Below are 22,782 nucleotides of genomic sequence, written 5' to 3'. Positions count from 1 at the left end.
CACCCGCATCAGACAGAGGGGGCGGGTGGGGGGTTGTGCACTCTTGCCGACCCGGAACATCACTTAACCCTGGCTTCTCCTTGGGTTGGTGGAATCATCGACCGCTGGCCAACTTCTCTACGCGCGAGATGAATTCGGGAGCACAAGCAGAAGCGAGGGACCTTGGCCGCATCGGTCTCAGTCCGCCACGGGCCGCTCGGGCGGCGCTGTGCCGTCGTCGCGTCGTTGTTCCAGTAGACGCTGCCCGGTGGGGATCTCGTCGAAGATCTTGCGGACCTCCTCCATGATGGGCAGCCCGTACGAGGCAAGTCCCTTGATCAGAGCGGGCAGGCCCTCCTTGTCGGAGCCACCGATGTACGTGCGCAGCTCGGGGAGGAGCTTGCCCTGCGCCTCCAGGACCTGCGGCAGCCTCTCCACGAGCGTGGTCCGCAGGATGATCTGCTCGTACTCGCTGCGCACCGCGTACTCCTGCTGAAGCTGCTCGGCGGCGAGCCTGGCCTGCGCCGCCTGGTGCTCCCGGTCCGCCTCGCGCTGGTGGCGGTCCACGTCGACCCGTTCGATCGACGTCTGGATGCGCTGCCGCTCCTCGTACCTCCACTGATCCGCGCGGGCCTGCGCCTCGCGATTCTCGCGCTCCACCTGGGCCGTGTGCAGCAGGTCCTGCTGGTGGATGTCGAGGCGGGTGGTCTCGATCTGTTGCCGCAGCGTCAGTTGCCGGGCACGGGCGGTCTCGTAGCCGTCCGGTAGGACCACGTCCACGCCCAGGGACACCAGACTCAATCCCACGCCGGCGAAGTCGGCGGCGACCGGCCCGCCCGTCCGCTCGATGATCAGGGCCGAGCCCAGCTCGGCCTGCTCGGTCGACAGCGTCTCCAGCACGGCCTGGAGATGCCGGGTGAGGACCGCGTCGACCTGCGGCGTCAGCTCGTTGCCGTCCTGGCCGAAGTTCCGGAAGAACTCCAGTACGTCCCGCTCCTCCCGGCCCACCTGGAAGGTGAGCCGGACCATGACGTGCAGCACCGCTCTGTCCTGAGTACGACACTGCACCTTGCACTCGGCGGAGCGGATGCCCAGCGAGATCAGATGCAGCCGCTCGCCGGGCAGGACCATCACCCGACCCCCCAGGACGGCCCGGTCGGGGCGACCGCCCCAGCGTCCGGAGATCACGGCCGCCTCTCCCGACCCCAGCGCTTGCGACAAACTGGCCAAGACCACCGACCCCCCGGTGAGTAGAAGTACGACGAAGAGCAGCAGGACGACGAACTGCTGGGTCATGCCGTCACCGCGCTCAGGACGGCGTGGGCCACCTCGTGTCCTGCCACATCGTGGTGACCGCTGACGAATGCGTCGGCGCGCAGGTTGTGCACCCGACCTGAGCGCCAGGTGTAGGGCTCGCCCACCCCCAGCAGCGTGAGACCGTCGGCCTCCGGAGTGCGCCGTGCCCCGTTGCGCCCGAGAGCTCCATAGGCACTGTCGGGGCCACCGAGGCCGACGCCGACATGCCCCAGCAGCAGGGAGGCCACTGCATACGGATAGCCGACGGCCCGGTCGTTGACCGTATGGGTGACCAGGAGCGGCCCGCTCACGAGCTGTTGGCCGATCAGGCCGCGGAATTCCCCGTCTGCGGTTCCGTCCCAGCGGTGGGCCAGTCCGTAGTGGGAGAACGCGGCCTGGAGCAGGCACAGGGAGCGCACCTGCCCCGGCCTGGCTGTGGCGAGGGCCGCCGTGGCGGCCAGCCGCGCCCCGAAGCTGTGCCCCACCAGGTGGACGGCGCAGTGGGGCACGAGGTCGTGGAGGCGGTCCAGCACCGGCGCCAACCCCCGGGCCCCGATCCGCCCGGCCCGGTCCCGCATGACGGCATACGTTCCGAAGTCCAGCAGCCTTACCGCGGCGCGGGAGTGACGGCCGGTCACCCCGCCGCCGGCGCCGACCGTACCGTCTCCCTCCTGGTCGGCGGGCGCGACCACGTCCGAGGACAGTCTGCGCACCACGTCCTCGGGGTCGGCGGCCAGGAGTCCGTTCTCGTCGTCGGGCTCGGATGCCCCGTCCAAGGCGCCGGCAGGTGCCTGCCTGCCGGGCAGCACGGTCTGGACCCAGCGCACCAGACGTACCCGGGCCGATGGCGACCGCTCGATCTCGAACGCCAGCGTCGTGCCGTCCGGCGCGTCCGCCCGGGCCTTGGGATCGAGCGCGCCGATGAACCGCTCGTACCCGTCGCGTACCTCTGCGGGGCGAGCGCCTCTGGTGCGCGGGACCCATCCCGCGGACGCGTCGGACGAGGGCTCCGTCAACGGGTCGGTCACCGGTGCGAAGTGCTGCGAGGGCCAGTGCACGCCGACGAGGTGGATGCGGCGGCCCCCCGCCCCGGGCACCCGGGGCAGCACGGCCCGCGCGGAGGCTGCCAGAGTGTCGTACAGCCGGTGCGCGGTGGGGGCGTCGTTGCGCCAGCCGTGCGACAGCAGCACCGCGTCGGTGGCCTGCCCGGCCGCCAGCCACGCCGCCAGGCCGTCGGCGTTCAGGCCGGTGCCGCCCGGCCCCAGGGCACCAGCGGCGTCGAACCGCAGCGGCGTGTAGGGAAAACCGCTCAGTGTCGCCGTCATCGGTCGCGCACCCCCTCCGCGTTTCGGCCGTGACTCAGACGGACTGGAGCGCCCTCATCAGGTCGACCAGGCCGCGCCCTTGGAACTCCGGCAGCCGACCCAGGTCCACCGCCGAATCGGTGAAGATCTCCCGCACCCGGTCGACCTGTCCGATGAACTCCCGTCGCACGGACAGGAAGGCCGCGATGGCGCCGGAGACGTGGGGCGCCGCGAAGCTCGTGCCGCTGAACTCCGTGTACGCGGGGTTGTCCCACTCCTCCTCGTCGGGCTGGGGGCGCAGACTCGCGGCGGACAGCACCCGCTCCCCCGGCGCGACGAGGTCGGGTTTGAGGCGGCCGTCGCCGGTCGGGCCCTTCGCGGAGAAGCAGGAGACGCCGTAGGTGTGCGGTGCCTCGCGGTGGGTGGAGCCGACGGTGAGGGCGTAGCGCGCGTTCCCGGGATCGGTGATCGTCAGCTGCGCCCCGAAGGCGCCCTGCGCGCCCGCCACGCCGCCGCCGACCGAGTTGAGCCGTACCAGGCCCGTGTTGCCCGCTGCGGCCACCACGACGACCCCGGACCGGGTGAGCCGGTCCACCTCGGTGCACAGCGGCGAGTAGCTGCCGACGAACCAGTCCGGGTCGATGGGGTAGCCGAGGCTCAGATTGACGCCGTGGATGCGCAGGTTGCGGCCGTGGTCGTTGACGCGCTGGATGTGTGCCAATGCGGCCAGCACCGTGCTGACGCTGCTCGGCCTCCGCGGGCTGAACACCTTGTAGGACACCAGTTTGCACTGCGGCGCGACGCCGCTGATGTGCTCCAGCGTCTCGGCCTTGGCATCAATGCCGCGGTCGCCGTCGAGCAGGGTGCGCCGGATCCGCAGCGGACCGTCCTCCCCGCCGCGTGCCTCGCCCCCGACGATGCCGGCCACCGCCGTGCCGTGCCCCACCCCCACTTCGTCGGTGAGCGGGGAGCGCTCACCGGTGAAGTCGATGTGCTCGACGTGTGTCGGCAGGTCGAGGTTGCGCCACGTGCGGAAGTGCGGATGCCGCTGGTCGATCCCGGAGTCGACGACCGCCCAGGTAATGCCCGCGCCGGCCGCGGCGAAGGCCGCCCGGGCGGCGTCGGCCTTGATCGTCGCCAGGGACCGGTCGAGCAGCGGATGGACCTCGAAGTCGGGCCACACCCTGCGGATCGCCCGCAGGCTCCAGTCGTCGCGCTCCGCCTGCTCCAGGTCCCGGCGCACGATCCACAGCAGCGCCTGGGGCGAGAGCAGAGCGGCCACGTAGGGCCCGCCCAGGTCGTGCGGTGTACGGGTCTGCTCCTCGGGATCGACCCTGCCGAACTCGATGGCGGCCTGCCCGAGCAGCACGCCGACCTCGGATGCGGCGCCCGTCAGTCCCCGCGGGTAGTCCGGGTTGAGATCGAAGATCACTCTCAGGGCGGAGTCGCCCGCGTCCAGGCACTCGTACAGCGCGGGGGAGATGACTGAACGGTCGGCCCGCACCCGGCCCGGCCCGCCTCCGGCAGCATCCATACGTTTCCCTCGAGACAGGCGTGCGTCAGGCGTCGCCCCCCGCGCACGGAACATGGACCGTCTCTGTCGGGGCCACCGACGCGTGGAATCCCCCCGGAGACCTCCCTGCACGCTAGGTGAGGTGGGGACGGGCGGGCAGCGGAACAGCGGAGTACGCGTCCGTCGCAGCGCGGCGCACGGACGTACTCGGGGGGCGCGTGCCATGCCGGTCCCACCACCAGTCCGCGCCACTACGGCCCACTACAGGCGTGGAGCTGACGTCCGCCTGGCCTTCCCCGACCGCAGCCTTGTCGCCCGTTGGCGAGTCTTGATCGTGCAAGCGTCCTCGCTTTCCACTTCCGTGGAGGAACCACATGGCCTGGCCGCAGCGGTCGAGAACCTCTCGGGCCGTTCCGCCCTGCCCGTCACGGTCGACATCCGTCTGCCGCGTCGGCTGCCGCTCTCCGTGGAGACCACGGCGTACTTCGTGATCGCCGAGGCCCTGACCAACGCCGCCAAGCACAGCGAGGCGAACCGAACGGAGGTGCATGCCCGCCTGCACACCGACATTCTCGCTCTGTCCATCAGCGACGACGGCGTCGGCGGAGCCACCCCGGAGGCGGGCACCGGCCTCATCGGCCTGGCCGACCGCGTTGCCGTGGCGGACGGCAGGCTCCGCATATCGAGCCCTCAAGGCGGGCCCACCTTGCTGCGTGTGGAGTCGCCGTGTCGCTGACCGTCGTACTCGCCGAGGACTCCCCGCTGATGCGGGACGGCCTGGTCGGTGTGCTCACCCGCTTCGGTCACCAGGTGCTCGCCGCCGTCGGCGACGCGAACGCCCTGGTCACCGCAGCGCGGGAACACGACCCCGACATCGTCGTCACCGACGTCCGGATGCCACCGGACCACACCGACGACGGCCTGCGCGCCGCTGTCGCCCTGCGCCACGAGCATCCCACCCTGCCGGTCCTGGTACTCAGCCAGTACATCGAGCAGTCCTACGCCGCCCGCCTGCTCGACCTGGGCAGCGACACCGGGGTCGGCTACCTCCTCAAGGACCGCGTCAGCGCCGTCGGTGAATTCGTCGCGCGGTCACCCAGGTCGCCGCGGGCGCGACGGTCGTGGACCCCGACGTGGTCCGCCAACTCCTCAACCGCCGCCGCGATCCCCTGCAACGCCTCACCCCACGAGAGCGCGAGGTCCTCGCCCTGATGGCCGAGGGGCGCACCAACGCCGCCATCGCCCGCGAGCTGTACGTCACCGAAGCGGCAGTCAACAAGCACGTCGGCAACATCCTCCAGAAACTGGAACTGCACCTGGACGGCCAGGGACACCGCCGCGTCCTCGCCGTCCTCACCTACCTCCGCACATGACCGGCGACGAGCGGTGCGCGAGGCGTTGGCGAGCGTCATGCCCGCCCGTACGCGCGCACGCGCGAGGTCATCGCGGGCTCAATCGAGGGTGGCGAGATGGTCGGCGTCGCCGCCTCGCCACTCGACCAGGAAGATGGTCGCGTCGTCACTCGTGCTGCCGCCACGTTCCTGCTTCAGGGCGTGGGAGAGCGCGCGCACCACTGCCCGTACCTCGGTGCGGCCGCGGAGGATGCGGTTGGTCCACTCGATGAGCTGCTCCTCACCGAACTGTTCCCCGCCGGTCTGGCGCTCCTCGAACAGGCCGTCGGTGAAGCACAGCAACCGGTCCCCGGGGCGCAGTGTGCGTTCGCTGACCACCGGGTCCTCACCGCCGAAGCCGACGGGCAACGTGGTCGGGCTGTCCAGCCGGTCCACCACAGCGCGGTCTCGGATCAGGAACGGAGCCGGGTGACCGGCGTTGACCCAGTGCAGCCGGCCTGTGGCGATGTTCAGAACCATCATCTGTGCGGTGACGAAGTGGTCGTGGCCGAACTGCTCATTGATGGCCCTGTCCATGAAGGCGTACACCTGGGACAGATCGGTATGGGCCCGTCGCGTGTGGCGATAGGCACCGATGGCCACCGTCGCCATGGTCGCCGCGTCCAGCCCGTGGCCCATCGCGTCGATCATGGCCATGTGAAGGATGTCGCCGTTGAGGGCGTAGTCGAAGCTGTCGCCGGCCACGTCGTAGGCGGGCTCCAGGATTCCGGCCACCTCGACCTGGGGAACAGTCATCGACAGCGGGGGCAGCAACGACCACTGGATCTCCGCGGCCACGCTCATCCGTGCGCTGCGGCGGGCCTGGAAGAACAGGTCGGTGTAGGCGTCCTTGGTGACGATCATGTCCGCGACCAGACCGGCGAGTCTGCGGAGCAACCGCCGGTCGTCGTCATCGACCCTGTCCAGGGTGACGGCCATCGCCCCGATCTGGTCGCTGCCGTCCAGCAGCGGCAGGTACATCCGCACACTGCCGTCCTGCGGCACCTCTACCGTTCTGCGGCTCAGGAACGCCTCGCCGGCCGGGGAGTCCTCGACCGGCTCGGGGCCGCCGACCCTCAGCCTCCGGCCCGGCAGCGGCACCAGCAGCACCTGTTCGTAGTCCTGCAGGAGGATGGAGACCTCCCGCCCCCCGACCCTGGCCACCTCTTCCGCGACGAGTGGGGCGATCAACTCCGGCGGCATCTCGTGGGCCCGGTCCAGCAGCACACCCAGCAGCCGTTCGCCAAACCCCTCCGACCGGTCCACCCCGATCCTGCCCGGCTTCCGCCCACCGCCCGTCATCGCTGATCTGCTTCCCTTCGTCCCAGGGGCCTGGGGAACTCACTGGGCGGCAGCGTCCACACGGTGTTCGCCAGACGACCCGGTGCCCCGGCTTCGTCGCACCGCAGCCGGTGCGGGGCGATGCCGACGGGAACGGCGCCGACACCATCAATGTCCCGACGGCGTATCCGACTACGTCGCCGCAAGAGGCTTGAGCCGACGGGGCATGGGTCCGAGAGGCCCTCCTCGCCCTCCGTAACGGCCCCGGCGTATGCACACCGGGGCCGCCCTTCCGGGCCCTGGCACGTGAGAGTGCGCTGGCCCATTTACTATCGTATGCCCTGATATACGCGAAATGCTCTCGCAATGGGGAAGAACTCCGGCTGGGCGCCGCGCTTCCCCCCAGTCCGCCCCGGAATTCACCGCGGCTGTCGTGAATGCCGGTTCGGGCGTCGACGCACAGTGAAGGCGCAGGCCAGCATGCCGAGGCCCCAGGCGATCAACAGGGCACCCCACAGCGGCATGGTCACCTCTGGGATGAGGAGGCGGATCTTGACGCTCGCGCGGTTCTCGAAGATGAAGATCAGAGCGACCGCGGTGATCAGAGCGAACGGTATGAGGCGGCGGACGCCGGGGCGGGAAAGGAACGGCGTGTGAGCCTTGTGGTCTGTGCTGGTCTCGGCCATGGGGTGCCTCTCCCTCACGTGCCCCCGCATCCAGCGTCCCCTTTCACCACGTGGCGCGCCACCGAAGGAACCGCGGGCGGCGGCTCCGTCCTGGTTTTCAGGAGAACAGCAGGCGCCAGGTCAGCGGTCCGGGGTTGCCGTCGGCGTCGCCGCGCAGTTCCTTCCGTGACTTCTGGAAGTCCCGCACGTTCAGCCGGTCCGCCTCGCCCCAGGTCCTGCTCGGGCCGACCTTGTAGTGGTCGCCGAAGCCGCGCTTCACCAGCTGCTTGCCGAGCTGCAGGACGTACGCGTTCGAGGCGCCGGCCGCGAAGTACTTGCGTCCCGGGAACGCGGGGACCTTCGGCTTGGCCGGTGTCGTCGTCTCCGGGGTGTCGTCGTCCACGTCCAGGTCGGCCTTCGCGTACTTCACGATCCTGGCGAAGTCGATCGCGCCGGGGTCACCGTGAACGTTCTCGGGCACATGCATGTGCCCGCAGACGCCCTTGAAGTCCGACCACTGCGCGCCTGTCAGCCGCTGGCCGCCGGCTCCGTACGACGTGGGGTACGCGGGCCACGTCTTCGGGCCGGACAGCGGTACGCCGTGTTCCTCGTGCATCCAGGCCAGGAAGCGGGCGACGCCCTGCAGTGCCCAGTCGGGGGCGTCCGGCCAGTAGATGTGCGCCTGGCCTGCGGCCTTCCACTTCGCGTGGGTCTTCGGGTCGCAGGTGCCGACCAGCTCGACCTGGCACACGTTCATGGTGTTCGTCTCGACGCCGCCCCGCAGATTGACCAGCGCTCTGGAGGAGGTCTCTATGTCGAAGTGCTGGTACCACTTCAGTTTCTTGGCGGCGAGGTCCGGGACCGCCGTCAGGTTCGGTGCGGAGGAGCCGCCGCCGTAGCCGGGGAGGGTGGGACCCTCCGTGGTGTGCAGGACGACGACGTTGACCTGCATCGGGTCACCGCCGAAGTCGTCCTGGTACCAGTTGGCCCGACTCGCGCCGGGGTATCGCTGCGGTCCCGTCTTGGTGCTCATCACGGACTCCTGAAGTGAGTGTGTCCTCGCTCGGTTGGGCGAGGAGGGAAGGACGAGAAGGGAAGGACGAGAAGGGGAGAACGAAAGGAAAGGGAAGAACGAAAGGAAGGGGAGAACGAAAGAAAGGGAGGTCAGTGTCCTTGTCCCAGGACGGAGGAACGGTCGCTCCGGGCGGGGCCCGCGACCGGGGCCATGGGGCCTGCCGCACGCAGATGCCGGGTCAGGCGGACCGGGTCGGCATCGTCACGTCCCGCCAGCTCGCGGGCGAGCGCGGCGTGCCGAAGCTGTCGGGAGGACGGGGTCTGGGTGCTCAGCACCACGTCGCGGGGCAGCTCGGGCAACCGGTAGCGGCCGGTGCCGACCGCGTCGGGGTCGGCGTCCCAGAGCAGGATGCGGGCGGTCACGGCGGCGTCGATCAGGGGCAGCAGCTCGTCCGGTGCCAGGCCCTGGACGTCGGCGAGCAGGCCGACGTCCAGCCATTCGCCGTCGGCGGCGGCGTAGGTGAGCATGGTCCGGGCCGGATCGGGCAGCTCGACCAGCCTCGCGTGGAGGATGTTGCGTACCGCGGCGGGCACTTGTGCCTGAGGCCCGGTGCGTCGGCCGGGTGGCAGCTTGAGCAGCTCGGCCAGGGCGAACGGGTGCCCCTCACCACGCCGGTGCAGTGCCGCCGCCGCCCCGGGCGGGACATCCTCGCCGCGCGCCGCGAGCAGCTCGGCCACGTCGTCGGTGGTCAGCGGCTCCAGGGTCAGCCAGGTCGCGCCGAGCGGGGCCAGCTCCGCAAGCAGCATGCTGGACACGGGGGCGTCGGGGTTGCGCAGGGTGCAGACGAAGAGGACAGGGGCCTCCCGCACCACCTTGGCGAGCCGCCGCAGCAGGCGGTGGAAGCCCTGCGGTGCCTGGTCGAGGTCGTCGACGACACACAGCGTGGGCACCCGCGTGAGCTCATGGACGACAGTGCCGAGCGGGTCCTTCTGCGCGACCTCGTCCTGAGCGGAGTCGGTGCCGTCCTGCCGTAGCGCGTCCAGGAGTTGGACGGTCGGGCAGGTCTGGAAGACCCCACGGTTCCCGCTGAGCGCCTGACCCCCCTTGGTGCGGGCGACGGTGAACCCGGCCGCCGTGGCCCGGGCGGACAGTTCCTCCAGCAGCCGGGTCTTGCCGGATCCCTGCTCGCCGTTGACCACGGCCCATTGGGGGCGGCCCGCGGCCGCGGCCGACAGCAGGGCGGCCAGCTGTGCGGTCTGCTCGCCGCGGCCCACGAAGGGTTCCGGGTCGGGGTGCGCGCACGCGGCGGTGAAGTCAGGGCCCGGGGAGAGCGTCGTACCGGACGGAGAAGGTCCGAGGACGGCGACATCGTGCCGCAGGACCGCGGTGTGCAGGTCCCTCAGCTGGGGGCTGGGGTCCAGGCCCAGCTCGGTGGCCAGCATGTCGCGGAACCGCTCGTACTGCCTCAGCGCCTCGACCGGCCGTCCCGCCGCGTACAGCGCCCGCATCAGCAGCGCACAGGACGTCTCCCGGTGCGGGTCCTTGAGTACGAGGCCCTCGGCGATGTCGATCGCCTGTTCCGTCTCGCCCTGCTGGACGAGGATCGTGGCCTGGAGTTCCTTGGCGTCCTGGAGGGCGCCGTCGAGCCGGGTGCGCTCGCGGATCGCGAAGGCGTGCTCGGCGGCCTCGGCCAGCGCCTCGCCGCGCCACAGTGCGAGCGCCGCGTCGATCTCCTTCCGGGCGCCCGGAAGTTGACGGTTTCTGAGGGCCTCGCGGGCCCGGGTCACGGAGTCCTCGAAGAGGGTCGTGTCCCGTGCCTCGCGGGGCACCTTCAGGGCGTAGCCGGCCGGGCCGCTGACCAGCATGGCGGACCGGCCCTGCCGTACCGGGTCGAGGACCGCGCGCAGTCGGCTGATGTGGGCGCGCACGGAGGAGGAGGCGCCCGTCGGCCGGTCGGTCGGCCACAGGTCACGGCAGAGAGTGTGCTGGGAGACGGGGCGGCCGTCCTCGATGAGCAGGCGGACGAGCAGCAGCCGGCGCTGCCGGGGCCCCAGATCGAGGGAAACGTCGCCGTCCAGTACCTCGACGGGGCCGAGCACACCGAATCGCATCGCGTGTCCGAGACGTGAGTTCAACTGGCGGGCCACCTCCTGGGGCATGCAGGGTACGCGATCAATGCGATCGTGTTTTCGAGTGGTTGGGCCGGTCTCAGTCGCCCGGCTTCCGCTTCCGGTACCCGCCTGCGGCGCTGCCGGGCAGCCCCGGAGGCAGTCAACCAATGGGGCGTTGCTCAGCTGTTGTCCGCGTGTTGTCCGCGGCGGCGCCCAGTGCGAGGTTGCGGTGCTCGCCCTCGGCCCCAAGCATGGCCTCAGGGGAACAGCGACAGAGCCCCTCGAAAGGGGCACGTCCCGGGAAGGCATGAGAGCCATGACGCTTCTTGCGGCCCGGCCCGCCGCCCGTCGATGGACAAGGCGCACTCGACCGGCATGCGTGCGATCGGCATGACCGACGACGACCGGCCACTGCGCTGTCTGGTCACCGGCGCCACCGGTTACCTGGGCGGCAGGCTGGTGCCGGAGTTGCTGGCGGCCGGGCACTCGGTGCGCTGCCTGGCCCGCTCGCCCGGCAAGCTGCGGGACCATCCGTGGGCAGGGCAGGCGGAGGCCGTGCGCGGGGACGTGACGGACGAGGCGTCCGTGCGCGCGGCCATGGAGGGAACGGACGTCGCGTACTACCTGGTGCACGCGCTGGGCACCGGGCGGGGTTTCGAGGAGACCGACCGGCGCGCGGCCAGGATCTTCGGTGAGCAGGCGCGTGCTGCCGGAATCCGGCGGATCGTCTACCTCGGCGGGCTGAGCCCTTCCGGAGTACCCGAGCACGCACTGTCACCCCATCTGCGGTCCCGCGCCGAAGTGGGCCGCATCCTCCTGGCCTCGGGCGTACCGACTGTCGTACTGCGGGCAGCTGTGATCATCGGGTCGGGTTCGGCCTCGTTCGAGATGCTCCGCCATCTGACCGAGCGGCTTCCCGCGATGGTGACCCCGAGCTGGGTGCGCACCCGCATCCAGCCGATCGCCGTCCGCGACGTGCTCCGCCTCCTCGTGGGGTGCGCGCGGCTGCCGTACGACGTGAACCGGGCCTTCGACATCGGCGGGCCGGATGTCGTCACGTATCAGGAGATGATGCGGCGGTACGCCGCCGTCGCCGGGCTGCCGAAGCGCGTCATCGTCCCCGTTCCGCTGCTCACCCCCCGGTTGTCCAGCCTCTGGGTCGGTCTGGTCACCCCGGTGCCGGGCGCTCTCGCGCGCCCCCTGGTCGAGTCGCTGAAGCACGAGGTGGTCTGCGCCGAGCGGGACATCGTCCGGTACGTGCCGGACCCGCCGGAGGGACCGGTCACCCTCGACCGGGCGATCCGGCTGGCTCTGCGGCGCGTGCAGGACGCGGACGTGGCCACCAGGTGGTCCTCGGCCTCGACGCCCCGCGCCCCCAGCGACCCGCTGCCGACCGATCCCGACTGGGCGGGCGGCAGCCTCTACACGGATCACCGCGAGCGTACGGTCGCGGCGTCGCCGCAGGCGCTGTGGCGGGTGGTGGAGGCGATCGGCGGCGAGAACGGCTGGTACTCCTCTCCGCTGGCCTGGTCCCTGCGCGGCTGGCTGGACACCCTGGTGGGCGGTGTCGGCCTGCGCCGGGGCCGCCGGGACGCGATCCGGCTGCGGGTCGGCGACAGCCTGGACTTCTGGCGAGTGGAGGAGATCGAGCCGGGCCGGCTGCTTCGGCTGCGCGCGGAGATGCGGCTGCCGGGCCTGGCCTGGCTGGAGATGACCGTCGACCCGGATCCACAGGGGCGCACGGTGTACCGGCAGCGGGCCCTGTTCCATCCGCACGGCCTGGCCGGGCATGCCTACTGGTGGGGCGTGGCCCCGTTCCACGCCGCGGTCTTCGGCGGCATGGCCCGCAATATCGCGGCCGCGGCCGAATCGGCGGCCCCTGAACCGGCCCGTACCCGCTGAGGCGGATCGAGGAACCGTGCGCGTCTGCGTCGCCTTGTTCACCGCGGACCTGCGGGTGCACGACAACCCTGTGCTCCAGGCTGCTCTGCGGGGTGCGGACAGTGTGGTCCCACTCTTCGTCTCGTCGTCGACAGCGGCATCCGTCGCACCGGGTTCGTGGTGCCCAACTGGTCCGGGCACGCCGTTTCGACCCCGACGGGGAGTACGTACGCCGCTGGCTCCCGGAGCTGCGGCATCTCCACGCCGGGACGGTCCACCGTCTCCCGCGGCTCGACGAAGCCGGCCGCGCGGGCCTGGAGGGCCTGGACTACCCCGCCCCGATCGTGGACCTGGAGACGGCCGCCGCCCGGTTCAGGGAGCGGCGAAGAGCCAGCTGACCGGACGAGAACAAACCCAGGCCACTGACCTGGAGTTTCAATCGGGAGCGGGTGACGAGAATCGAACTCGCGCTCTCAGCCGGCCCGTCAGGCACTCACTGCCGCTGGACGGTCAGCTCTGGAGGTCACGGAAGGTGCCGGGGGTCTGGCCGGTCGCACGGGTGAAGAACTTGTTGAAGTTGGTGGGCTCGGTGAAGCCGAGGCGGTTGCTGATGGCGGCGACGGGCAGCTCGGTGTGGGCCAGCAGACGCTTGGCCTCCAGGGTGACGCGGGCGTCGATGAGCTGCTTGGCGGTGTGACCGGTGGCCCGTTGGCAGGCCCGGTTGAGGGTCTTGAGGGAGTAGCCGAGCCGGGCCGCGTAGTCGTGGGCCTGGCGCAGGACGGCGAAGGATCGCTCCAGCTCATGCTGGAAGAGGCGGTACGGCTGCTGCGCGGCGCCCTTCTCCGGGCCGGTGTCGGGGGCGGGGAGGCGGGCGATACGCAGCAGGATCCCGGAGAGCAGCTGGCGTAGCAGCTCCTTGGTGATCTCCCGATCCTGGTCCGGAAGGTCGGCGTACTCGGCGGCGAGGTCGGCCAGTGCGCGGCGGAAGCGATCGTGGTCGTCGGGCCCGAGCTGCCAGGAGGCCGGGCCGAAGGGGTCGTCGGTCACCCGGACGGTCGTGGGCAGGCGGGGTGGGAAGTCCGGGGTGAACAGGACGATCGTGGCGTCCAGGTCGGCGGGGCCGCCGTCGGGCCCCGTCGGCAGACGCTGTACCTGCCCTGGACGGACGTGCAGCAGCGTGCCCGGTCGGCACGGATGGTCGACGAAGTCGACCATGAGGGTGCCCGTGCCGTCGTGGACGAGGGTGAGGTGATGGAAGTCCAGACGGTGCACCCGCCGGTACTCCTCGTGCGGCAGGCGCGGGGGAAGGTCGGTGAAGGTCAGGACCTCCAGGCGCAGACCGGGCCGGGTGGGGTTGCGGTAGCCCCGCTCGATCACCGGAGTCTGTCCCATTTCGACCATAGGCATGCCTGACTCTACCGTGCGCCCCAGTCGGGGGCGCGGGAGAGTGGAGGGCAGCCCGGTAGGCAAGGTGACGCCGGAACGCACAGATCGGATCCATGCACATGAGCAGCAAGGGAAACGTCCTCAAGGCAGCCGGTGAGCTTTTCGGGGACAAGGACCCCAGCGCCGTGGACCGCTGGGTGTCCGATGGCTACCGTCAGCACAGCAGCCTGGCTGCGGACGGTCCGGAGGCGCTGCGCCAGCTGGTGGCGGGTCTGCCGGAGGGCTTCCGCTACGAGGGCGCCCGGGTGATCGCCGACGGGGATCTGGTGGCGCTGCACGGCACCTACCACGGTTTCGGGCCCGAGCCGCTGGTCGCCTTCGACCTGTTCCGCGTCGACGCGGACGGCAAGCTGGCCGAGCACTGGGACGCGCTGACCCCGGTTGTCACTGAGACCGCCTCCGGCCGTACGCAGACCGACGGCGCCACCACGCCGAGCGACCTGGACAAGACCGAGGCCAACCGCGAGCTGGTCGCGGAGTTCGCCGCGAAGGTGCTCGTCGGCGCCGACTACTCGGTTCTGACCGACTACATCTCCACCGAGACCTACCTCCAGCACAATCCGGAGGCCGCCGACGGGCTGGACGGCTTCGGCGCCGCGGCCGCCAAGTGGGCCGAGCAGGGCAAGAACCTGGTCTACAGGACCGTCCACAGGGTCGTCGCCGAAGGCGACTTCGTACTGCTGCAGTCCGAGGGCGAGTTCGGGGTGCCGGTCGTCTACTGGGACCTGTTCCGGGTGGCCGACGGCAGGATCGTCGAGCACTGGGACGTCATCGCGCCCGTTCCGGCCGAACTGCCGCACTCCAACGGCCTGTTCTGAGGCGGGCCCGAGACATCATGAGTGAGCTGACCTACGCCGGCAAGAGATTCCGGTTCAGCGTCGACAACGGCGTCGTCTTCCACAACACGTACGCCGCTGACGGCACCGGCCTGCACGGGGAGTCCGTCGCGGGCGCCATGGAGGGCTCCTCCGAGGACGTGCGCATGCACGCCGCCGAGGTGACACCAGGTGTCTTCCTGGTCGGCTGGACGGAGAAGTCCGGCATGACCGTCACCCACGCCATGAACCTCAACACCCATACGGTTCACGCCTTCTGGACCTACGAGACCCCGGATGGCCGGGTGCCCGAACTCCACACCGGCACGCTCGAAGAGATGTAGAGGAGCACGCCGCCTACGAAGTGCCGTCGCGGCCCCACCCGCTCCCACGCGGAGGAGGCCCGGGGGGCGGTCAGACCGTGGGGCGGGCGTGCCCCCTTGCCGCCAGTACGACGCACACCACCGCCAGCGGCAGCTCCGCGCCGAATGCCATCGCCGCCGCCGAGACCTGGTCCACGCCCGGTGCCGCTGTCATCGTGTCGAACCAGGCGTCGACCACCAGCAGCGTGGCGGCTGCAGTGGCCGTGAGCGGGTACAGGCGGTGATCTCGTACGGCCAGCAGTCCCGTGGCGATCAGGGCCACCGCCTCCGCGGCGTCCAGGCCGATCCAGACCGTGCGCCAGTTCGAGGCGACGGCCGCTGCGGGCAGGCTGTCGGCCAACACGACCAGCCAGGGCAGCAGGGCCAGCCCGCAGGCGACCAGGACGTGCTCCATCCGGTACCAGCGGCGCACCCGCCGCAGGGCCGACCCGCCCTCGACACCCTGTGGCTGACGGGTGATCAGCGCACTCATCGGTTCGGACTCCTCGCGTTCGCGGTCCTCCTTCATGGCCTTCAGCCTCGACCGCGCGGCGATCACAGTCAGTAACGCAGATGTCCGTTCCGGGGTGGCACGCTGGTCATCAGACAGCAGTGGCCCGGTACTGCCGTACTGCTGCTCTCCCAGTACGTGGAGGAGCGGTACGCGGCCGATCTGCTGTCCGTCCACACGTCGGGGATCGGCTACCTGCTCAAGCAACGGGTCGCGGACGTCGAGGAGTTCGCCGACACACTGCGGCGGGTGGCCGAAGGCGGCACCGCGCTGGACCCGCAGGTGGTCTCCCAGCTGCTGGTACGCCGTCACAGCGACCCCCTGGACCGGCTCACCCCACGAGAACGCGAGGTCCTGGAGCTGATGGCGGGCGGGCGGTCCAACGCCGGAATAGCCGCGCAGCTCGTGGTCAGCGAGAGCGCGGTGGCCAAACACATCAACGGCATCCTCGCCAAACTGGACCTGCCGAAGGCCGATGCGGACCACCGCCGGGTGCTTGCCGTTCTGCGCTTCCTCGGCGTGGCCTGACGCGTTCCGGGTACGCCCCGACGACCCTGACAAGCGGCGGGTGCCCGGGGCTTCGGCCCGGGTGACGTCGCAGGTCAGGGCGGTTCCAGTGGATCGTCTGTCAGACCTGCCTGGGATGCTCCGAGCATGGAGATGACAGTGCAGCTGACGATCGACTGCTCCGATCCGCAGAGAATGGTGACTTTCTGGGCCGAGGCCCTGGGCTACGTGCCTGAGCCTCCGCCGGTCGGGCATGCCACGTGGCGTGCTTACTGGGCGGCTGTGGGGGTGCCCGAGGCAGAGTTGCCGGCCGGTGCCGGGGATATTCCGGAGTCGATCATCGATCCCGTGGGACGTGGACCGAGGGTGTGGTTCCAGCAGGTTCCGGAGCCGAAGGCCGCCAAGAACCGGTGGCACTTCGACCTGAAGGTCGGTGGGGGCCGTGACGTTCCACTGGACGTCCGCACACAGCGGGTCAAGGCTACGGTGGAACGGCTGGTCAAAGCCGGTGCCACCGTGCTGCGGATCAAGGATGAGCCGGACATGGGGCTCTACGCCGCCGCCATGCAGGACCCCGAGGGCAACGAATTCGACGTCGTCTGAGGGCCGTTGCGACGGTGCTGGTCACAGCCACTCGTTCACGGCTGCGACCTGCACAGTCGCCGCGTTCAACGATTCTCTCGGTACAGCTCGGGTGCGCCGAAGGGGGCGCGAACTCGCGGAACGCCGGATGGAGGCAAGGGTGTAGGTGCCCCGGCGTCCCTACGGGAGTGGTGGATGCTCCGCCACGATGCGTTCCAAGGAGCGTCGGCCCAGGCGACTCATGGGCGGGTTGCTCTCGATGTAGTACCAGACCAACCCCATGGCTTGGGCGAAGGCCCACGCTCTGCCCCGCTCCCATTCAAGGTCGTCGCACCCCAGGTGATCGCGGAGAACCCGCCGCGGCCCGGCATCGAGCAAATGCCACGCGCTCACGAGATCCAGAGAAGGATCAGCCGGCCCGAAGCCGCCGACATCAAGAATCCCCGCCAGCCGGCCGGCGGACACGAGCACGTTGCCGGGAATCAGGTCACCGTGTGTCATCACGTCCTCCGCGGCACCGCGCGGCAGTTCGCGCAGCGTTGCCCAGAGGTGGCGAAGCCGGGGAACATCCAGGAGCTGCTCGCTGCGTTCGAAGCAGGTCTCCATCCACGCGTCGTGAGATCGCAGGTCGCCTCCCCGGCCTGTGCCGGCAAAGGTGCGACCACGTGTGTCGATTGCGCGTAGGTCGCCGATGAGATCGGCCAAGTCGTGGGCGAACGCGACCGATTCGCCTGGGTCCTCGTCGTCGGCCACGATCCCGGGCAGCCACGTCTGTACCGACCACGGAAGGGGGTAGTCCGCCCCGGGCTTGCCCAGCGCGACCGGCTCGGGCGTGGGGAAACGCGTCCGCCCCGCCAACTCGCGAGCCGCTTCGACTTCGGATTCCAGTTGGCGCCGCATCGACTCGACGTCCGCGGACTCAAGAGGGAATCGAGCCGTGAACCGATCGCCGATGCGGAAGATGGCGTTGACCGTCCCGAAGGAGGCGACGCTCCTGATCGGCAGGCTCCGCCATTCAGGAAACTGCTGATCCACCAATATGCGCACTGTCTCAGGCGACACAGTCAGCTGGTTGGCGTGCATTTTCACGGTGGAAGCATCAATGCCACGATCTTCAACTGCAACCAGTTTACGCCTATCACTACGCCGGCGAGGGCGCCGAGACCGCCGCGAACCTCCGCGGCACCGTAGGCCTGTGGCTCCTCGGTCTCCAGGCCCGCGCCGCTGCCGTCCTGGGCGACGAGGAGACAGTGCGTGCGGCCAACCAACAGGCTGCCGACCGGCGTGAGCGCGTCGTCGCCGACGAGCTCGACCAGGGTAGACCCTTGGTGGACGCTTTAGAGGATGTAGCCCAAGAGGCCATCCTGTACGGGGACTTCGGGCTCGCCCAGCGCTTTCAGCGCTTCGCTGCCTACGCCCGAGGTGACCTGTTCCTCGACATCCTGGAGAACTACTACGACGAGGAGGCGAGGCAGCGCAGCGAGGAACACATGCGGAGGCCGGTCGACGCGCAGTCCGTCGACTGTCTGGGGCTCGGAACCGGCGAGGGCGGGATTCAGTTGTCCACCAGGGAAGTGAGACGTCTTCAAGTGCACGGGCACATGGAGATCGTTCTCCGCAACCTTCCACGGCAGGCCACCCCCGAGGCCGCGCGGATGATGAGTGACGTCCGGGCGGACATTGACGTCGGACTGCTGGCCCAACTGCTCGAACTGAAGGCCAGACGAGCCGGCCTTGCGGCCCTGCGTGCCGCGGTGGAGGATCCAGACAGTTCCGAGAGCGCACTCCATGCCTGTCTGAAAAACCAGGAATGGATCTTCGGCGGTGCCTACGTCGCCGAGCTGGCCCGTCGTCAGTACACCCCGGACACCATCCTCGACATCCCTCTGCTGCGCGGTGACGGCTCCCTGCACGTGGTGGAACTCAAGCGCGCCAACATCAAGGACCTGGTCATCCGGCGCAGTGGCCACCTCATGCTGGGTGCCCTGGCACATCGAGCGGTCTCCCAGGCGCAGAACTACCTGCGGGTCATGGACGAGGACCGCCATAGGATCCTCGCGGATCACGGCGTTGACACCCGCAGAGCCTCGGCGACAGTAGTGATCGGACACCCCCGGTACGTGAACGGGAAAGTCATACCGCAGGAGATCGCGGAAACTCTGCGGACCTACAACACACACGCGGCACGCATAGAAGTGATTACTTACGAGACTCTGATGGAGTCGGCGGAACGGATGCTGGCGCTCTCGTCGGCACAGCAGGGCCCAGGCCCCTCTGACCCGAGGGAGGAGCCGGCCGTATGAATCAGGCCCCTTCGGAGATCGAATCCATCCTGGCCCGCCTGTGTGGCGGCGCGATCACCGCCGAGGACTACGTCGGCTATTTCCAGAACGAACACGGTGAGGAACTCGTCTTCGCCCAACGCCGGGGCGAGGAGACCGCCCGGCTCTGGCACAGCGACGCGGACTGGGAGATGTTCCGCATCGGCGACCACTCGATACGACTGGACGGCGAGTGGGACGGGATGATCACAGTGGTGGATCTGATCATCAATCGCCAGGAGGCGACTTGGCTGTCCTCCTGCCTGGCCGCGTCCCGCCACCTGCGCCCGGGGCGTGCCTGACGAGTCCCTTGCGAGCCAGATTGCAAGGGAAATGCCGGTCCAGGGGGAGGCGGCCAGGCCGACGGGTCCCGTGGGACGAGGGGGAAGAAGCAGCGCTATACGCCAATCTGGTACATGGACTACTCTTGGTACATGTCCATGAAGCGCACGAACGTCTACGCCGACCCCGAGGATCTGGCGATCATCAAGGAGGCGGCCAAGCGGCGGGGCATAAGCGAGGCCGAGATCATTCGTCAGGGGATTCATCTCGCGGCGATGGCGAACCGTGTCTGGGACGAGCCGTTGTTCTCGCGTACGTTCGAGGGGTCGGGGCGCACGCCGGACAAGGCTGAGGTCCGTGACGCGGTCGCGGACGCGGTCCGCCGCGAGACGGACTCCGGAACTGTCGCGTGATCATCGTCATCGCGGATACATCCGGCCTCCTGGCCGCTCTCGACTCGATGCACCCGGAGCACAGGGGCGCGAACGAGGCGATCATGGCGGCCGGTCTCCTGATCATGTCCCCGCTCCTGCTGGCGGAACTCGATCACGTGGCCACGCGTGAGTTGGGCCGCGAGGCCGCCCTGAGCGCGGTCGACGACCTGCGGCGCTGGATGAGCCGGGGTCGTGTCGTGATGCCGGAGATCACGGAGGGCCACTTGGGTGCCGCCCAGTCCGTCCGAGTCCGCTACCGCGCGCTCGACCTGGACCTCGCCGACGCGGTGAACGTGGCGCTTGCGGCCGACTACGACACTGACGCGATCCTCACTCTCGATCGACGGGACTTCCGGGCCGTACGGCCATTGGGTCGCCACAAGGCGTTCCGGGTACTCCCGGACGACCTCCCGCTCTGACGCGAGATCCTCGGCGGCCAAGCGCCTGCTCCCGCAAGGAAGTTGTGTCCCCTCGTGTCGAGTTGGGCGATGAGCGGTAAGCGTCCGGCGCCGTTCGGGACGGGCAGGCTGAGTGCGCTCTCACCGCGCGAACCTGCTGATGGTTGACGTGAAGTCGCAGGTCAGTGCCGTGCGACAACGTGAGCGGGCTGCACCCGCAAAACACTCGTGCCCTCCGCGTGCCCAATCTTCGAGCGCGACATGTGCCAGAAAACGCGGGAGAGCCCCGCTCGCGCAAAAGCCCCAGGCCGTTGGCCTGGGGCTTCAAAGGAGCGGGTGACGAGAATCGAACTCGCGCCCTCAGCTGGGGAAGCGACAGCGCTTGGGTGGGCTCTATGGCTCTGACCTGCGCAATGCCTTCTCTCTGGGATGAAAGTGGTGTCGGATCCCACCGCTGTTGACCGTGGTTGTCCGCTCTCTTGGGCACGCTATGGGCACGACACCGTGCACAGGGACTCAGCCTTGGGCGGCCTGAACAGGCGAGCGTGACGGCGCTATGCCGGACCCCCCGAACGGCTCGCCAAGGCGCGACAGGTGCCGGGGGCGGGATTTCCATGGAAGACATGTCCCGACTCGACAGTGCATGCCCGCGCCCCCTTCGCTCCGCCGCGGCACTGGGCCTGGTAGCGGCACTGGCCGTCGGCTGTACCGGGTCCGATGCCGACACCACCGTCGCCGGGCGTGCGGCCGTCGGGACGTCGCCGCTGCCCACCGTCCCACCCGCCCAGCCACCGCCACAGCTCACCCGGGCGGAGGTCGAGACCGCGGTGAGCAAGCTGGACGACGTCGTACGGGATGCCATGCGCCGCACCGGTGTGCCCGGTGTCGCCGTGGGCGTGGTGCACGACGACGAGGTGCTGTATGTGAAGGGGTTCGGCGTGCGGAAGGCAGGCACGAAGGACGAGGTCGGAGCGGACACCGTCTTCCAGCTCGCCTCGGTCTCCAAGCCCCTTGCGTCCACCGTGGTCGCCGCGGCCGTGGGCGAGAAGACCGTCGGCTGGGACGACCCGGTCGTCGACCACAGCTCCGGCTTCGCGCTGAAGGACCCGTGGGTCACCCGCCATGTCACGCTGGCCGACCTGTTCGCGCATCGCAGCGGACTGCCCGACCACGCCGGAGACCTCCTGGAGGACCTCGGCTACGACCGCTCGTACATCCTGGACCACCTCCGCTACGAACCGTCGGCTCCCTTCCGTGCCCACTACGCGTACACCAACTTCGGACTGACCGAAGCCGGAGTCGCCGCCGCGCGAGCAGCGGGGACCAGCTGGGAGAAGCTGTCCGCCGAGAAGCTGTACCGGCCACTCGGCATGGACTCCACCAGCTCTTCCTTCGCCGACTACGAGAAGGCGGACAACAAGGCCGCCTTGCATGTGAAGACCGGGGACACCTGGCGTGCCGAGCATGTGCGCGACGCGGACGCCCAGAGCCCGGCGGGCGGGGCCAGCTCCACGGCCCAGGACATGACGAAGTGGCTGCGCCTGCAACTGGGCGACGGCACATTCGAGGGGCGGCAAGTCGTCGACGCCGACGCGCTGGAGCAGACCCACCTGCCGCGCATGGTCTCCGAGCCGCCGCACGCGCCCGCCGGCAGGTCCGGGTTCTACGGGCTCGGCTGGAACGTGAGCTACGACGACCAGGGCAGGCTGAAGCTCGGCCACTCCGGCGGCTTCGCGCTGGGGGCGGCCACCAACGTCGCGTTGCTGCCCTCGGAGAAGCTCGGCATCGTCGTCCTGACCAACGGCGAGCCCATCGGCGTGCCCGAGGCGATCGCCTCCACGTTCCTCGACACCGCGCAGACGGGCGGGCCGACCGTCGACTGGCTGACGTTCCTCGGGCCGATCTTCAAGCAATCCCTGCACGGGGAACAATCGCCGGTCGACTACAGCAAGCCTCCGGCCTCGCCCGCACCCGCCAAGGCGAACAGCGCCTACACCGGAACGTACGCCAATGATTACTACGGCCCGATGACCGTCAGCGCCCAGGGGGACGAACTCACCATGCAACTTGGGCCCAAGAAGCAACGGTTCTCCTTGCGCCACTACGACGGTGACACCTTCAGCTACCGCACCACCGGCGAAATGGCCGTCGGCCTGTCCGGCGTGACCTTCACCGTCGGGCCCGGCGGACGCGCCGACAAGGTCCGGGTCGAGAACCTCGACACGACCGGTCTCGGCACCTTCACGAGGAACGACTAGAGCCTGCGGGCAAGGCCGGCCGGATACGGCGCAGGAGGTCGCATTGCCGAGCGTCGCCTGCATCCGCTCCAGCATGATCTAGGCAACAAACAAACCCCAGGCCGCCGACCTGGGGTTTCAAAGTGGAGCGGGTGACGAGAATCGAACTCGCGCTCTCAGCTTGGGAAGCGACGGCGCTTGGAGGGCCACGTGGTCGCTGACCTGCACTCATGTGGCGTGCCGGTAGCGCTGTGTGAGTGCCGGCTCGCACCGCTGTCGACCGTTGCCGTCAGCTGTTACGGGCACGCTGGGGGCACGGCGCCGTAGCGGGGGAGTCCGACTGGTGATCTTCGCGGGCGTCAAGACGGCCGTCGACCGCGGAGGCGCCACCGCCCGCTGCCGGGAGGCTGACCCGCGGGGCACGAACTGCTGTCCCAGGCGGGCGCTCAGG

At 69.7% G+C, this 22,782-nt stretch carries 21 protein-coding genes and 3 pseudogenes; 14 read left to right on the top strand and 10 right to left on the bottom strand.

All coding sequences use genetic code 11. The features are described from left to right. Positions 1–177: 177 nt before the first annotated feature. From BLU79_RS46350 to BLU79_RS46340, 3 genes are read right to left on the bottom strand one after another with little or no spacing between them, the layout of a single operon-like run. Positions 178–1,275 carry an SPFH domain-containing protein gene (locus BLU79_RS46350; protein WP_093912094.1) on the bottom strand — a complete coding sequence of 366 codons (1,098 nt, stop codon included), beginning with the start codon at positions 1,273–1,275 and terminating at the stop codon, positions 178–180. After that, on the bottom strand, positions 1,272–2,600 hold the full coding sequence (locus BLU79_RS48545) for a hypothetical protein (RefSeq protein ID WP_093912093.1): 1,329 nt from the start codon (positions 2,598–2,600) through the stop codon (positions 1,272–1,274). Before BLU79_RS48545 ends, BLU79_RS46350 begins: the two co-directional genes overlap by 4 nt. 34 nt (positions 2,601–2,634) lie before the next feature. Next, positions 2,635–4,113, bottom strand: coding sequence for a S8 family peptidase (locus BLU79_RS46340; RefSeq protein WP_177001465.1), 1,479 nt, complete (start codon positions 4,111–4,113; stop codon positions 2,635–2,637). A gap of 340 nt (positions 4,114–4,453) precedes the next feature. Between BLU79_RS46340 and BLU79_RS46335 the strand changes: the two genes are divergently transcribed. Continuing rightward, on the top strand, positions 4,454–4,828 hold the full coding sequence (locus tag BLU79_RS46335) for a sensor histidine kinase (protein WP_371132085.1): 375 nt from the start codon (positions 4,454–4,456) through the stop codon (positions 4,826–4,828). Continuing rightward, positions 4,819–5,465: pseudogene (locus BLU79_RS46330) on the top strand (response regulator). Before BLU79_RS46335 ends, BLU79_RS46330 begins: the two are co-directional and overlap by 10 nt. A gap of 78 nt (positions 5,466–5,543) precedes the next feature. On the opposite strand, the gene BLU79_RS46325 reads toward BLU79_RS46330, so the two are convergent. The 4 genes from BLU79_RS46325 to BLU79_RS46310 all read right to left on the bottom strand — a co-directional run bounded on the left by BLU79_RS46325 (position 5,544) and on the right by BLU79_RS46310 (position 10,603). Then, the gene (locus tag BLU79_RS46325) at positions 5,544–6,785 is read right to left on the bottom strand and encodes a PP2C family protein-serine/threonine phosphatase (RefSeq protein WP_093912091.1); all 1,242 of its coding nucleotides are present in this window, start codon (positions 6,783–6,785) and stop codon (positions 5,544–5,546) included. A 398-nt stretch (positions 6,786–7,183) separates the two neighbouring features. Further along, on the bottom strand, positions 7,184–7,450 hold the full coding sequence (locus BLU79_RS46320; RefSeq protein ID WP_093912090.1) for a LapA family protein: 267 nt from the start codon (positions 7,448–7,450) through the stop codon (positions 7,184–7,186). Between the two features lie 97 nt (positions 7,451–7,547). Continuing rightward, positions 7,548–8,462, bottom strand: a complete 915-nt coding sequence (locus tag BLU79_RS46315; protein WP_093912089.1) for a peptidoglycan-binding protein — start codon at positions 8,460–8,462, stop codon at positions 7,548–7,550. Positions 8,463–8,593: 131 nt separating this feature from the next. After that, positions 8,594–10,603, bottom strand: coding sequence for an ATP-binding protein (locus BLU79_RS46310; RefSeq protein WP_093912088.1), 2,010 nt, complete (start codon positions 10,601–10,603; stop codon positions 8,594–8,596). Between the two features lie 327 nt (positions 10,604–10,930). Here BLU79_RS46310 and BLU79_RS46305 point away from each other — a divergent pair, with 327 nt between their 5' ends. The 3 genes and pseudogenes from BLU79_RS46305 to BLU79_RS48540 all read left to right on the top strand — a co-directional run bounded on the left by BLU79_RS46305 (position 10,931) and on the right by BLU79_RS48540 (position 12,834). Then, complete coding sequence (locus BLU79_RS46305; RefSeq protein WP_256333756.1) at positions 10,931–12,457, top strand: SDR family oxidoreductase; 1,527 nt, start codon at positions 10,931–10,933, stop codon at positions 12,455–12,457. A gap of 16 nt (positions 12,458–12,473) precedes the next feature. Continuing rightward, a pseudogene (locus BLU79_RS50215) lies at positions 12,474–12,542 on the top strand (hypothetical protein); the annotation flags it as partial. Between the two features lie 16 nt (positions 12,543–12,558). Beyond that, complete coding sequence (locus BLU79_RS48540; protein WP_177001461.1) at positions 12,559–12,834, top strand: FAD-binding domain-containing protein; 276 nt, start codon at positions 12,559–12,561, stop codon at positions 12,832–12,834. Between the two features lie 112 nt (positions 12,835–12,946). On the opposite strand, the gene BLU79_RS46290 is transcribed toward BLU79_RS48540, so the two are convergent. Beyond that, a complete protein-coding gene (locus tag BLU79_RS46290) occupies positions 12,947–13,843 on the bottom strand; it encodes an AraC family transcriptional regulator (RefSeq protein ID WP_093912086.1) in 897 nt (298 codons plus the stop codon). Positions 13,844–13,941: 98 nt separating this feature from the next. Here BLU79_RS46290 and BLU79_RS46285 point away from each other — a divergent pair, with 98 nt between their 5' ends. Both BLU79_RS46285 and BLU79_RS46280 read left to right on the top strand, forming a co-directional pair. Continuing rightward, complete coding sequence (locus tag BLU79_RS46285; protein ID WP_093912103.1) at positions 13,942–14,700, top strand: nuclear transport factor 2 family protein; 759 nt, start codon at positions 13,942–13,944, stop codon at positions 14,698–14,700. 17 nt (positions 14,701–14,717) lie between these two features. Beyond that, the gene (locus BLU79_RS46280; RefSeq protein WP_093912085.1) at positions 14,718–15,041 is read left to right on the top strand and encodes a MoaF-related domain-containing protein; all 324 of its coding nucleotides are present in this window, start codon (positions 14,718–14,720) and stop codon (positions 15,039–15,041) included. 70 nt (positions 15,042–15,111) lie between these two features. Here BLU79_RS46280 and BLU79_RS46275 read toward each other — a convergent pair whose 3' ends face one another. Then, positions 15,112–15,588 (bottom strand): hypothetical protein, encoded by a 477-nt coding sequence (locus tag BLU79_RS46275; RefSeq protein WP_256333755.1) that lies wholly within the window; start codon positions 15,586–15,588, stop codon positions 15,112–15,114. A 66-nt stretch (positions 15,589–15,654) separates the two neighbouring features. On the opposite strand from BLU79_RS46275, the pseudogene BLU79_RS46270 reads away from it, so the two are divergent. Both BLU79_RS46270 and BLU79_RS46265 read left to right on the top strand, forming a co-directional pair. Next, a pseudogene (locus tag BLU79_RS46270) lies at positions 15,655–16,098 on the top strand (LuxR C-terminal-related transcriptional regulator); the annotation flags it as partial. Positions 16,099–16,224: 126 nt separating this feature from the next. Then, positions 16,225–16,680: a VOC family protein gene (locus BLU79_RS46265; RefSeq protein WP_093912084.1), complete on the top strand. Its 456-nt coding sequence runs from the start codon at positions 16,225–16,227 to the stop codon at positions 16,678–16,680. A 159-nt stretch (positions 16,681–16,839) separates the two neighbouring features. Here BLU79_RS46265 and BLU79_RS46260 read toward each other — a convergent pair whose 3' ends face one another. Further along, positions 16,840–17,742: an aminoglycoside phosphotransferase family protein gene (locus BLU79_RS46260; RefSeq protein WP_093912083.1), complete on the bottom strand. Its 903-nt coding sequence runs from the start codon at positions 17,740–17,742 to the stop codon at positions 16,840–16,842. Between the two features lie 167 nt (positions 17,743–17,909). Between BLU79_RS46260 and BLU79_RS46255 the strand changes: the two genes are divergently transcribed. From BLU79_RS46255 to BLU79_RS46235, 5 genes are all read left to right on the top strand, one after another. Next, entirely contained in the window at positions 17,910–18,962 is a 1,053-nt protein-coding gene (locus tag BLU79_RS46255) for a Shedu anti-phage system protein SduA domain-containing protein (RefSeq protein WP_256333754.1), read from the top strand. Next, positions 18,959–19,282: a hypothetical protein gene (locus tag BLU79_RS46250; protein WP_093912081.1), complete on the top strand. Its 324-nt coding sequence runs from the start codon at positions 18,959–18,961 to the stop codon at positions 19,280–19,282. The genes BLU79_RS46255 and BLU79_RS46250 overlap by 4 nt, the downstream gene beginning before the upstream one ends. A gap of 132 nt (positions 19,283–19,414) precedes the next feature. Next, on the top strand, positions 19,415–19,675 hold the full coding sequence (locus BLU79_RS46245) for a ribbon-helix-helix domain-containing protein (RefSeq protein ID WP_093912101.1): 261 nt from the start codon (positions 19,415–19,417) through the stop codon (positions 19,673–19,675). Next, positions 19,672–20,115 (top strand): PIN domain-containing protein, encoded by a 444-nt coding sequence (locus BLU79_RS46240; RefSeq protein ID WP_093912080.1) that lies wholly within the window; start codon positions 19,672–19,674, stop codon positions 20,113–20,115. Before BLU79_RS46245 ends, BLU79_RS46240 begins: the two co-directional genes overlap by 4 nt. Before the next feature lie 602 nt (positions 20,116–20,717). After that, entirely contained in the window at positions 20,718–22,352 is a 1,635-nt protein-coding gene (locus BLU79_RS46235; protein WP_371132083.1) for a serine hydrolase, read from the top strand. Positions 22,353–22,782: the final 430 nt, after the last annotated feature.

The organism is Streptomyces sp. cf386 (assembly GCF_900103585.1).
Lineage (GTDB): Bacteria > Actinomycetota > Actinomycetes > Streptomycetales > Streptomycetaceae > Streptomyces.
Note: the sequence above shows the minus strand (reverse complement) of the source record. Positions and strands in the feature narration are given on the sequence as shown.